Below are 12,958 nucleotides of genomic sequence, written 5' to 3'. Positions count from 1 at the left end.
GGGAAATGAGTTTAACCAATATTGCCATTATAGGTGGCGGAGCGTGTGGAATATCAGCATTTATAGAGCTTTTTCTGGAATTCAGGATTGCGAAAAGTCACAAGCAAGTCAGCATAACGATCATCGAGGAGAATGAGGAAGTTGGGAAAGGACTTGCTTTCGGGACCAAACAACCGGGTCATATTCTCAACACTCAGGCGGATCTGATGGGGATACATTTTGCCGAACCGCAGCATTTCAGTGATTGGCTTATTGAACACGATGCGAGGATAGGGGATGAAGTGGTGGATAACCAGGGAGAAAATCGCGCATTCACAACCAGAAGGTTATATGGCGATTATTTGAAAGAGCAATTTGAACACTACTTCCAGCTCGCGCAATCCGAGGGTATGGAAGTGAATGTGATCCGCGCCAGCGCAAAAAGGGTTAGTAAACTCGAAGACGGATTTGAGATCCATTTGTCTGATAACCAATCACATAAATGTAACATTCTGCTGCTGTCTCCAGGTACACCGGTTGCCAATAACTACCCAGAACTGGAAGATAGGGAGCATTATTTCGGTTCGCCGTGGCCTTCTTCGCCGCTTTTGGAAAAAATCCCGAAAGACGCAAATGTTGGAATTTTAGGGTCAAGTCTGAGCGCTATTGACGCGCTGATGACGCTGACCGATAATGAATATACGGGTAACATTACCTGCTACTCGCCCGACGGGCTGATGCCGAGGGTGCAGCCGGAATTCCCGCAAAAAGTCGAGTGCAGGTTTTTGACGCTCAGAAACCTGCATGAAATCCAGCGAAAGGAACTGCGGAATCCGACGGTAAAGGAAATTTTCAGACTTTTTATGCAGGAAGCGGAAGAATACGCGGGTGGGAAAATAGACTGGAAAGCGACTGAACGGGTCGGAAAGCCAGCGGGTGAACTCCTGAAAGAAGATATTCGCATTGCCAGGGACGGTGGCGACGCGCTGATCAATATTCCCTATTCGCTCCGGTACGAAAGTTCGGAGATGTGGAAGTGGCTGGACGAATCGGAAAAGCTGAAATTCAAAAAATGGCTCGGTGCCTATTGGGGCGTGAGCCGGCATTGTATGCCGCTGGTCAATGCGGAGCGCGTGAACCAATTGTTTGAGAGCGGGCAACTCTCAGTGATCTCAGGTTTGAAGGAGGTGGTTTTCAATGATGAGAAAAATGAATTTGTGCTGGCCTGCGAGCATGGAGAGAAATCTTCTGAAAAATACCTGATCAATGCAACGGGTCCGGCTTCGGCGGTGAAAATGATGAAATCGGAACTGATGCAAAACCTGGCCGAGGACGGTCTGGTAGAACCTGAGAAGGCGGGCGGGATCAGGATTAATACTGAAACCATGCAGGTGATCACAGGAAATGACACTTACCCGAATTTCTATGCAGTCGGACATATTACGAACGGCCTGCTGCTGGATGTGAATGCGGTTTGGTTCAATGTCAAAATGATCGGTAATTTATCTCGTCACCTTACTACCCAGCTCATTGGAAACCCTTCTTAAACTCTATAAGGAGCTTTTACCGGTGATGGCATTTATCCCGGCGGGCTATCTGATCAGCAAGAAATTCGATTTCAACTCGGATTATGTCAGCAAACCGCTGATCAATGTGCTGCTGCCACTGGTGGTTTTCACCAATATGCTCGACGCCGAACCTTCGAAGCTGATCGTACTTCCGATCCTGACTTTTCTGCTTGCATTGGGAATGAATTATGTCGCAAAAGGAATTCATAAAAAGTTGGGTAATGAGACAGATCCGCTGCTTTTGCGAAGCTCATTTTCATTTTTCAATATCGCATTCTTCGGTATTCCGACGGTCACTGCCCTTTTCGGGGAAGATAAAGTAAGTGTCCTGATCTGCATTTACCTCGGCTCGGCACTTTACGGCGACACGATCGGCTATTACCAGGTAGCGAAAACGAAGTACGATTCGGGCAAGGCTTTGAAAGAAATGCTGAGTATCCCATTCCTGTACGTTTTTGTTGCGGGCGTAATCTGCAAGATCGTTGGTTTGGAAACCCCCGAAGTTGTGAAGCCGGCGTTGAAAGTTATCAGTTTTATGGTTTCGGCGGCAGGTATGATGATTGTTGGGTTTCAGCTGGCCAATGTGAAATTTAAAGACATAAAAGTGCCTTATTTTGCAAAGTTGCTCGGTTTTCGAACTATTGCCGCTGCTTTGATATTGGCCGTAATTGTGCTGGGGGCGTCGCTGGTAGCAAAGGATCTGGAAAAAGAGGATTTTAAAATGTTAATGCTCGTGCCGCTGTTTCCTGTCGCTGCGAATGTGACCGTATTTGCAGCTTTTCTCAAAGCCGATGAAGAACAGTCTTCCCTGCTCGTTTTCCTCTCGATGATGCTCTCCGTAGTTTTAGTGTCGATTGCTACTGTGTTTATGATGTAGTATGAGATTTAAATCTAAACTTTTGCCTGGTTCTGAAACCGGCGAAATGATGTTACTCACTGCGATTTGACAGTTCCACAAATGCAGGCTTTACACCCGTCCGCTGCCTTTTTGATGTTAGATAACCGATTACCGGCAGTTCGATGCAGTTAGTAATAATCCAGGCCGAAAATGTGCAAACGGAAACGGTGAGCACTAATGCGAAGTAGATATTAAAATTGCCGGCTCCCACAATCGCTTTCATGATTTTCAGACCAATGTATTGGTGGATCAGGTAGAGGCAGTAGGATATTTCTCCCCAAAAAATCAGAACGCGCTGTTTCAGGAAATGCAGCTGACCGTGGATGAAAAGAATGAAAAGTATGTGAAACGAAATGATCAGCACACTATGCTCTCGCAGGCTGACGAAATGATGTGCCGGGCCGCCTTTGTCGTGCAGATAAATGGAAGCTGCCATCGAAATGATCAGGTAGCCGAACCTGCGTAATTTCCAGCCCAAGCCTTTGATCCGGTAACACACAATGCCTGAGAAGAATAATGGAAAGTGATTGAGTATCTGTATTTTATTGGTGATAAAATGGTAGAAGTCAGGATAATAACCCGCGTTGCTGTGCAGAAGCACGATAGCCGCAATGCAAGACAGTCCCACCTCTTCTATCTGGCTGATCCTGCCAGAGAACAATAATGCAGCCACGCCAAAGTAGAAGGTCAGCTCGATTACAAGTGTCCAGTAAGAGCCGTCGAGGTATTCGTATCCAAAGAATATCGGGACCATCGTTATATTAGCCAGCAGTTCGTTTGCAGAGGTACTCAGGGGTTCAATGGTTTGTTTCACCAGAAAAGTCAGCAAGGCACATAGCCAGAAGGCAGGGTACAATCTGACAAACCGTGATCTTACAAACCGGCCAGCAGTACTCGTTTTGGATGCGCTCAACAGGATCACGAACCCACTGATCATGAAGAAAAGGTCCACTCCGGTGACGCCAAACCGGAATTCCCATCCGAGCAGAGTTTTATTGGTATTGATTGTAAAATGAAATAGCATCACGCTGACGGCCGCAATACCTCTCAATGCATCCAGCTCGTAATATCGTGTTTTTTGGTTTTTTGTAGTGTGTCTGAGATTCATAGGACAAGCCGCCTACGCGTTTTTATCTGAAAAAATGTGCTAACAACTGCGAAAAGGAAAACTAAGCAACAGCATTGTTTTACAACACAATCTTCAAATGTCCTATCGGCTTGGCGCTAGTTATCAAACGTAAGGACGGTGATCCCGCGGTAAGCAGTTATTACAAAAAGCCCGGAATGTCACATTCCGGGCTTTTGATCTATTATTCAAAGTAACTCTTTACGTCAATGCTAATTCCAACCCCCGCCAAGAGCGCGGTAAATATTCACCGTCGCATTCATCTGCTGCATCTTGGTTTCAATCAGGTCAAATCTCGATTCCAAAGCCTCGCGTTGCGTTAATAATACCTCCACATAATCCGCTCTTGCCGAGGTGAAAAGACGGTTAGCAATGTTGGTCGATTCGGTTAATGCAGCCACTTCGCGTGTTTTGGTTTCATAGCTTAGTTGCAAGTTGTTAATGTTCGATAACTGGTTTGCGACCTCGATATAAGCATTCAAAACAGTGCGTTCGTAATTGTAAATCGCCTGAACCTGACGTGCGTTGGCGCTTTTATATGTTGCCTGAATCGCGTTTTTATTGATCAGCGGTCCAGCCAGATCAGCCACTAATGTCGACATCAGCGATTTTGGCACATTACCCAGATAAATCGGATTGAATGCTTGCAAACCAACCGCTGCATTCAATCCCAATGAAGGGCAGAAATTGGCTCTCGCAACCAGCACATCCAGTTTCGAGGCTTCCAAATCCTGCTCTGCTTGTCTCACATCCGGACGGTTCTCCATCAATTGTGAAGGAATCCCAGCCTGGATTACTGCCGGCACCATGGTCTCGAAATTTGTGCTTGATCTTAAAACAGGCTGCGGATATCGTCCTAAAAGAAAATTAATCCGGTTTTCGGTTTCAACAATGCGCTGACGAATCGCATACTGGCGATTCTGCGTGTTTAAAACCTGTGCCTCAAACCTGCGCACTGCCAGCTCGGTAACCCGCGTTGCTTCTTTCTGCATTTTCACGATACGCAATGCATTGGTTTGAATCTCAATGTTTTGTGTAACAATGTTCAGCTGCGTGTCCAGTGCCAGAAGCTCGTAATAGGAGTTAGCGATCTCTGAGACAATGTTGGTCATCATGAAATTTTTACCTTCCACCGAAGACAAATAACGGTTCACAGCAGCCTTTTTCGCATTCCGCAGTTTGTGCCAGATATCCACTTCCCAGCGCGCATAGGCGGCCACGACGAAATCAGGCAGCGGCTCCGGCGTCTCTCTGCCCGGCTTGATTTCCGTAGTTGCTTCGCTGGAACCCACTTGCGTGTAACGGCCTGCTTTTTCAATGCCGGCTCCGCCTCTCAAACCCACGAAAGGCAGATATTCCCCTTTCCGGGCGCGGATTTCGTTGCGGGAGATCTCGATTTCCTGCAACGTAATGTTCAGTTCCTGGTTGTTGTTTAACGCTGTGTCAATCAGGGCAGCCAGTTGTGGATCTGTGAAATAATCCTTCCATTTCATTTTGCCCACATTGTTTGTGGAATCAGCTGCCTGACCATTGTAGGCAGCTGATAATGTTTTGTTAGGAGATCGCTGGACCTGAGAAGGGGCGTTGCAGGCGGTGTAAGTGAGGGCACTTAAAGTGATCCCCACCCACGTCAATATTCTTTTATTGCTCATCATTTTGAGTTTCTTGAGTGTGAGGGAAAATGTCGACTGCGTGAACGAATTGTTCGGTAAGCGAGCCGTCTTCCTCGTCTTTAATCATTTTTCTGCCGTCGGCCAGCGTGCCAAAGATGTAGTACAATCCCGGGATAATAATGACCCCGAAAATGGTCCCGAAAAGCATCCCGCCCATCGCTGACGCACCGATTGTGCGGTTACCGATCGCACCGGCACCTGTGGCAATGATCAATGGGATCAAACCGGCAACGAACGCGAACGACGTCATCAAAATAGGACGGAAACGAACCCGGGCGCCTTCGATAGCAGCATTCAGGATGGTTTCCCCCTGCGACCGCTTCTGGACGGCGAACTCGACGATCAGTACGGCGTTTTTACCCAGCAACCCGACGAGCATGATCAAACCGATCTGCGCGTAAATGTTGTTTTCCAAGCCCATTAATTTGAGCAAAAGGAATGAACCAAACACCCCAACCGGCAATGACAAAACCACCGCAAACGGAATAATAAAGCTCTCATACTGCGCTGCCAACACGAAATACACGAAGGCCAACACGATTGCAAACACAACGAGCGACTCATTTCCACGGATCGATTCGTCATAGGAAAGACCTTCAAATGCGATGTCATATCCCTGCGGTAATGTTTTGGCAGCCACTTCGCGGATCGCCTGAATGGCATCGGCTGTGGTGTAACCTTTGGCCGGAAGACCCTGGATCGCAGCTGAATTATAGAGGTTGAAACGCGTGATCTCGTTCGGGCCCTGACCTTTTTTCAATGTCATGAAGGATGAGTAAGGCACCATTTCGCCTGCGTCATTTTTCACAAACAATTTCAAAAGATCGGAAGGAAGCCTTCTGAAACTCGGGTCAGACTGCACGTACACTTTAAAGAACTGGTTGAACCTGGTGAAACCCTGTTCGTATGTACTACCGATCATAATGTTCAGGTTGTCCATCGCTTTTCCAATCGACACACCTTTTTGCATAGCCAGCTGATTGTCAATCTGCAATTCATACTGCGGATAGTTCGCTGCGAAGAATGTGAACAAGCCCGTAAGCTCGGGACGTTTCGCAAGGTCATCCATGAATTTTTTGTTGATCTTGTCAAACTCTGCGTAATCCGTGTCAGAAGTTTTATCCAAAAGACGCATCGAGAAACCGCCCGACGTACCAAAACCCGGGATCGCTGGTGGTTCGAAGAATTCGACTACGGCACCAAGGCCGCGCGTTTCTTTTTCCAGTTCTTCCATGATCTCTTTCACATTCTGCTTGCGGTCGTGCCAAGGTTTCAAGTTGATCAGACAAGTTCCAGCATTGGAACCGCGACCTTCCGTCATGATCTCGTAACCTGCTAATGACGAAACCGATTCGATTCCTTCCACTTCTTCGCATATCTTTTGAAGACGACGTGAAACTTCATTCGTTTTTTCCAACGTGGATCCCGGAGGCGTCTGAATGATCGCGTAGATTGTGCTTTGGTCTTCATTTGGAATAAAACCTGCTGGCAGAATTTTGTTTACAAACACAATCCCTGCGCAGAAGCCCAGTAACACAACCCAGGTTACAACCCTGCGGCTCACAATGCGTTTCAGCAGGCTCACATATCTTCCTGTCAGCTTATCAAATGTTCTGTTAAAAGCATCAAGCCCTTTGGTAAGGAAGTTTTTCTTTTTCTGATGACCGTGGTGATTTTGAAGCAACATTGCACACAAAACTGGCGTCAACGTCAAGGCGATAAGTGCCGAAATAACGATAGAGCTGGCCATGGTGATGGAGAACTGCCGGTAGAATGTTCCGACCGGACCGGACATGAACGAGATCGGAAGGAATACCGAAACCATAACAGCCGTGATCGCGATAATGGCACCGCTGATCTCGCCAAGCACTTTTTTCACAGCGTTAAAAGGGGAAATCCCGGGCTCTTCCTCAAACTTCGCGTGGACGGCCTCGACGACGACAATCGCATCATCGACCACAATACCAATCGCAAGTACAAGCGCAAAAAGCGTGATAAGGTTAATCGAAAGCCCGAAAGCCTGTATGACAAAGAATGCTCCGATCAGCGAAACCGGCACAGCCAGGATTGGGATCAATGTGGAACGCCAGTCGCCAAGAAATATGAATACAACGAGCGCAACAAGGATAAATGCATCCCTTAATGTGTCAATAACCTGCTCAATAGACGCGTCCAGGAATTGCGAAACGTCATAACTGATCTTGTAATCCACGCCCGGAGGGAAGGATTCTTTCATCACATCCAGCTTCTTTTTCACCTCTTCAATTACGTCGCTCGCGTTACTTCCGTAGTTTTGGCGCAACACGATCGCTGCGGAAGGATGGCCGTCGAGGTTGGAGTAAATGTCAAAGAATTCAGATCCAAGTTCCACTTTCGCAATGTCACGCAAATGAACGCTTTCACCCTGAGCATTGGCGCGGACAATGATGTTTTCGTATTCTTCGGGCTTGTCGTAACGACCTTTATAAGTAAGCACATATTCCAGCGACTGGGCCGCGATACCGGAGCTTTGCCCGATACGACCCGGGCGACCAACAATACTTTGTTCGCCCACCGCCTTCATGACTTCTTCGGTAGAAATATTGTAGGCACGCATACGCTCCGGATTCAGCCAGAGACGCATTGCATATCTTCTTGATCCTAAAATCTGCGCTCTTGCAATTCCTTTTGTCCGCTGGATTTCGGGGATCATTTTTACTGTTGCGTAGTTGAACAGGAATTTCTCGTCAATGCTTTTATCTTTTGAATAAAGATTGACATACATCAACATACTAGGCTGAACGGGCGAGATAATAACCCCTTCACGCTGAACCAGTTCCGGCAAAAGTGGCATAACCTGGTCAACCCTGGTTTTTACCCGGATAACGGCCACGTTCGGGTCGGTGCCGGGCTCGAAGATGATCCTGAGCGTCGCCTCCCCCGCACTCGTTGCATCGGTAGCAATGTACCGCATATCCTGAACCCCGTTAATGGCCTGTTCAAGCGTGATTAATGTTGATTTTACCAACACATCGGCACTCGCGCCAGGGTAGGCGATGAAGATGTTGACGGTTGTAGGGGCAATGTCCGGGAACTGGGAAATGGGTAATTTCTCAATCGCCAGGATGCCTATAAATACGATCATGATCGAGATCACGATTGCAAATACAGGTCTTCTTATGAATTGATTAAACATGTCGTTTTGTGCTTGTTAAGATAGCTGACTATTCGGCGTACAGACTCAGATTGGAAATCACGGAATCAGGTTTTACGAAAGTAGAATGGATCTTTTCGTTCTCTTTCACCTGACGCAGACCTTCCAGCAGGATCTTGTCATCCGCTTTGAGACCTGATTTCACGACGAAAATGTGTGGAAGCTCAGCTTCAATCCCAATTTCCCTCGAACGGATCTTGTTGTCTTTGTCCACCACATATACGTATTTCTTTTCCAAAACCTCGAAAGTAGCTTTTTGCGGAATCAGCAAGGCGTTTTTCATCGGAACGGTTACCAATACATTTCCTGTTTCACCGTGTCTCAGCAGTCGTTTCGGATTAGGGAATGTAGCCCTGAAAGCGATGTTACCCGTCTCGTTGTTGAAATCAGCTTCAATCGTTTTCACTGTTCCGGAATGCGGGAACATTTGGTTATTGGCCATGCGAAGATTCACATTCAGCATGCCGGCAGTGGCTTCGTTCGCTTTGTAATCCAGATATTCGGCTTCGGGAACATTGAAATAAACCCACATTTCGCTGTTATCAGATAAGGTTGTCAGCAAATCGCCTTCATCCAAAAGACTTCCCAGCCTCACCTGGAAATGGTCCATGATGCCATTAAATGGTGCACGAATTTCAGTAAAGCCCAGGTGCGTTGTAGCTAATCCGAGTTCCGCTTTTGCCTTATCCAGTTTCGCCTTGGATAGTGCCAACTCATTTTTAGAAACCACATTGCTGTCCGCCAGCGACTTGGTGTTTTTAAATTCGATTTCTGCAAAATTGGCCTCTGCTTGTGCTTTTTGTTGTTCAGCCTGATAAAGCATCGGCATGATCTTGAACATCAGCTGACCTTTTTTGACTGTCTGCCCTTCGTCCACATAGATGTTTTGTAAATAACCTCTTTCCAACGCACGCAGCTCAATGTGGCTGATCGCCCGGATCTGGCTTACATATTCTTTTGTGATCAGCGTATCCTTTTGCAAGGGGCTGGTAACCAGGAATTTAACTTCTTCTTCCTTTTCTTCTTTTTTGGATTCACAAGCTGTGTTGAGCAATGTTGCACACAGACCAATGACCATGAGAATTCTCTTCATGATGTTATGCTATTAGTATAATTGATAGGTAAGTAGTTCTTGTGGAAAAGCCTGATAGGCTATTATTTCAAATCCTGAATACCCTGAGGATCAGGTATCTGCGGGTTGAGGAGCGAAGCCAGTGTGTACAGGGGGTAATGCACTTTGCAATGAATACCGGACGGAATTCGATTGCACTTTTGTAGAAATCTGTGAAGTAGCCACGATAGCAGCTATACGTTTTCGGGAGAAAAAGGTCTGGGTTCTCCTCTTCTTTTTCTTCGAAAAAAACCTTATCCCGCGATTTGCGGTCGCCGATCCCGAAGCCGGGAAGCAGGTTATGGTGATGGAAATTGCTTTCAAGAGCAGCGCCAGCCTGGTGAACTTTCTGCTGTGCATATTGGACTATCCCTTCATGCGCGCTGGCGGTCACGAAGAAATGCCCGCTCAGCAGGAGCAGTAACAGGGGAATCGCGTTTTTCCTGAATGCCTTTATCATCAGATCAGAAAGACTAATTTGACGATATTCAGGTACTGTGCCTCTGCGACGGCGAGCTTGTATTGCGAAGCGATTTTGTTCATGTTGGAGTGACCTTCTAAACTTTAATACAAAAACCGCTACTCGCCCTTAATAGGGCGTTAAAAGCAAGTTAAAATGGTATTAAAATTTCACGAAGGTCACAGCAACAGCCGGCTATTTGCTCAGTACCGGCATGTTACTCAGGATTAATATGAATTTTCCGGGAAGGTAATTTTGTGAAGCGGTAGATCCGTTACAAATATGCCCGTGTTAAGACTACTTTTTCACAAACTTATACCTTGTATTACCGCCATCTTTACGCGTTACATTGATAATGTAAATTCCGGCTGAAAGGTGGTTTACTGCAACTCCGGTATTTGAATAGGGGGATGTGATCACTTCCTTTCCGGCAGCATTATAGATCGACACTTCTTCCACAAGTTGCTCATCCAAATTCTGGAAGTACAACTTATCTTCTACGGGATTAGGGAAAATCGTTTCGGTAATATTTTTGATGTAAACCTCTTGAATTGCAGAGTAAGCGAATGTACCGTCAAGGTCAACCATTTTTAACCTATAATAATTATTTCCCGGCTGCGGAGCTTTGTCGCTGAAATTGTAAATAAATGAGGCTTTACTTTCACCTTGCGCAAGTTCTTTTCCGATAACAGACCAGTTTTTACCATTCTGGCTCCTTTGGATTTCAAAATAACTACTGTTTGTTTCAGATGAAGTCGACCACGTAAGATGTGAAGTTGCGCCTTCCATATTTGCTTTAAAACTCACCAATGTCACTGGGAGCGTGCCACAATTAGCGGTAATCTCGCCAACACTATTGCAGCCGGGTCCATTCATAGTAACAATTGCACTTAACCGTCCAGGCGGAGTCCTGACGCCATTACAAATGAATTCGAAATTACAATCACTAAGCAGCGGGTTATACTCCAAGTCGACTCTGCCGCGCGGCGGAGGTAAGTGATGGAGCGCACTTAGATCTGAGAGCAGTGGATTAGACCTCAAAGTCATGCCTCCCAGGCTTTCCAGATTTTCTAGTCCTGCCAAACTCGTAAGTCGGGATTCATCGATTGACAGGCCACCCAGGGATTTGAGGTTGCCTAAGTCGGCTAAATTTTTAATATTGGGGGTATCTGCCAGCCACAAAGCTCCTAATGAAACCAAATTAGACAGTCCTGCCAGGTTCATTATCGGGCTTCTTATCAGAAATATGTAACCGCCAATCGACGTGAGATGGCTCAGACCATCAAGATTGTTAATGTCCTCATATAGTTCAAACACCAGATCCTTTCCAGGCGCAGAACAATTAGGGTAGTTGGTTTTGAAATTATCAATCTGAGCCTGTGTGGTGAATGTTCCTGTCGGGCATTGCGCATTACTCCAAATGGGAATGCACATTAAAATAAGCAGAGCGTATAGTTTCAGCATGCTTGAATGTGTTTTGTCCTAAATGATCCTTTTTAACCAGAGAAGGTAAGCAAACTTAAATCTACTTGCCGCAATTGTACCTAACTGAAATCCATCAATTGCATCTATTAAATACTGCAGTGCTTCCCTGCGTTATTTTTCCGTATCTACTTTTTAATGAACTTATATCTTACAGTGCTGCCGTCTTTCAGCTTAATACTAGCAATGTAAATTCCTGTTGAAAGGTGACGAACATCGGGAGCGCTGCTTGTATACAGCGATGCACCTATCATACGGCCAGCTGAGTTAAAGATTGATATTTCTTCAATAAGCTCCTCATTTAGATTCTGGAAGGTCAATCTGTCTTCCACCGGATTGGCAAATGTCACTTCGGGGATAACGTTAATGCTGGTCCAGTCAATTGCAGAGTAAGCGAATGTGCCGTCAAGGTCAACCATTTTTAACCTATAATAATTATTTCCCGGCTGCGGAGCTTTGTCGCTGAAATTGTAAATAAACGAGGCTTTACTTTCACCTTGCGCAAGTTCTTTTCCGATTGGCGACCAGTTCTTACCATTCAGGCTCCTTTGTATCTCAAAATAACTACTGTTTGTTTCGGAAGAAGTTGACCAGGTAAGATGGGATGTTGCGCCTTCTATATTTGCTTTAAAACTCACCAGCGTTACTGGGAGCGTGCCACAGCCAGCAACAATCTCGGACAAATCGGAACAACCTGGCCCGTTATATTCGATTTGCGCCGCTATTCCCCCTGGCTGAGTCCTTACCCCAACACACATAAACTCAAAAGCGCAATCACTTAATAAGGGATTATGGTGCATTGTAACCCTTTTGTCACGAGGAGGCGGAGGTAAATGATGCAACGCACTCAAATCCGAAAGGAGCGGATTCCAACTCAAATGAAGATAATCCAGCTTCTGCAAATTTTCAAGACCATCTAAACTGGCGATTTTGGTATGATAAAGAGATAAGCTTCCTAGAGATTTAAGATTACTAAACACAGACAAGCTTGTAATTTCATCATTCCACCAAATACTCAAACTGCCGAGAGAAGTAAGGTTAGACAGCCCCGAAATGCTTGAAACCGTAATATAATTTAAGCTTAAGCCTCCACCAATCGACGTAAGATGGCTCAAACCATCAAGATTAAGATTAGTTATAAAGTCTTGAAATTCGAAATGCAGATTGCTTCCAGGGGCGGTGCAAGCGGGATAATTAGTTTTAAAATTATCAACCTGCGCCTGTGTCGTGATCTTTCCAGTCGGGCACTGTGCGTAGCTCAAAATGGACATGCACATGAAACCTAGAATTGTGTATAGTTTCAGCATACTCGAATGTGTTCAGTGTTGATTTTGATGTATTTGGACCTGCTACCTTTAAGCGGACATTGAGTTAAGTGAAACTTTTATAACTTAATACATATGTCAGGAGAAAGAAGAGTATTTGATAAGGAGTTCAAACTGATGAGCATTGAGCTGAGTAATAACCG

At 45.8% G+C, this 12,958-nt stretch carries 9 protein-coding genes; 2 read left to right on the top strand and 7 right to left on the bottom strand.

Annotated features, from left to right (window positions below; genetic code table 11):
* Positions 1-5 precede the first annotated feature (5 nt).
* Positions 6-1,526: an FAD/NAD(P)-binding protein gene (locus LZG94_RS11865; protein WP_233792106.1), complete on the top strand. Its 1,521-nt coding sequence runs from the start codon at positions 6-8 to the stop codon at positions 1,524-1,526.
* Positions 1,510-2,424: an AEC family transporter gene (locus LZG94_RS11860; RefSeq protein WP_233792105.1), complete on the top strand. Its 915-nt coding sequence runs from the start codon at positions 1,510-1,512 to the stop codon at positions 2,422-2,424. Before LZG94_RS11865 ends, LZG94_RS11860 begins: the two co-directional genes overlap by 17 nt.
* Positions 2,425-2,476: 52 nt before the next feature.
* Here LZG94_RS11860 and LZG94_RS11855 read toward each other — a convergent pair whose 3' ends face one another.
* From LZG94_RS11855 to LZG94_RS11825, 7 genes are all read right to left on the bottom strand, one after another.
* Positions 2,477-3,553 (bottom strand): acyltransferase, encoded by a 1,077-nt coding sequence (locus LZG94_RS11855; RefSeq protein ID WP_233792104.1) that lies wholly within the window; start codon positions 3,551-3,553, stop codon positions 2,477-2,479.
* Positions 3,554-3,783: 230 nt separating this feature from the next.
* Entirely contained in the window at positions 3,784-5,223 is a 1,440-nt protein-coding gene (locus LZG94_RS11850) for a TolC family protein (RefSeq protein WP_233793108.1), read from the bottom strand.
* Positions 5,213-8,419, bottom strand: coding sequence for an efflux RND transporter permease subunit (locus LZG94_RS11845; protein ID WP_233792103.1), 3,207 nt, complete (start codon positions 8,417-8,419; stop codon positions 5,213-5,215). The genes LZG94_RS11850 and LZG94_RS11845 overlap by 11 nt, the downstream gene beginning before the upstream one ends.
* A 28-nt stretch (positions 8,420-8,447) precedes the next feature.
* Positions 8,448-9,530, bottom strand: coding sequence for an efflux RND transporter periplasmic adaptor subunit (locus LZG94_RS11840; protein ID WP_233792102.1), 1,083 nt, complete (start codon positions 9,528-9,530; stop codon positions 8,448-8,450).
* 67 nt (positions 9,531-9,597) lie between these two features.
* Entirely contained in the window at positions 9,598-10,008 is a 411-nt protein-coding gene (locus tag LZG94_RS11835; protein WP_233792101.1) for a hypothetical protein, read from the bottom strand.
* Between the two features lie 297 nt (positions 10,009-10,305).
* A complete protein-coding gene (locus LZG94_RS11830) occupies positions 10,306-11,472 on the bottom strand; it encodes a T9SS type A sorting domain-containing protein (protein ID WP_233792100.1) in 1,167 nt (388 codons plus the stop codon).
* A 146-nt stretch (positions 11,473-11,618) separates the two neighbouring features.
* Complete coding sequence (locus LZG94_RS11825; RefSeq protein WP_233792099.1) at positions 11,619-12,797, bottom strand: T9SS type A sorting domain-containing protein; 1,179 nt, start codon at positions 12,795-12,797, stop codon at positions 11,619-11,621.
* Between the last annotated feature and the right edge of the window lie 161 nt (positions 12,798-12,958).

It is taken from the genome of Dyadobacter sp. CY343 (genome assembly GCF_021390335.1).
Lineage (GTDB): Bacteria > Bacteroidota > Bacteroidia > Cytophagales > Spirosomataceae > Dyadobacter.
The sequence above is the reverse complement of the archived record's forward strand: the minus strand, read 5'-3'. Positions and strand labels throughout refer to the sequence as shown.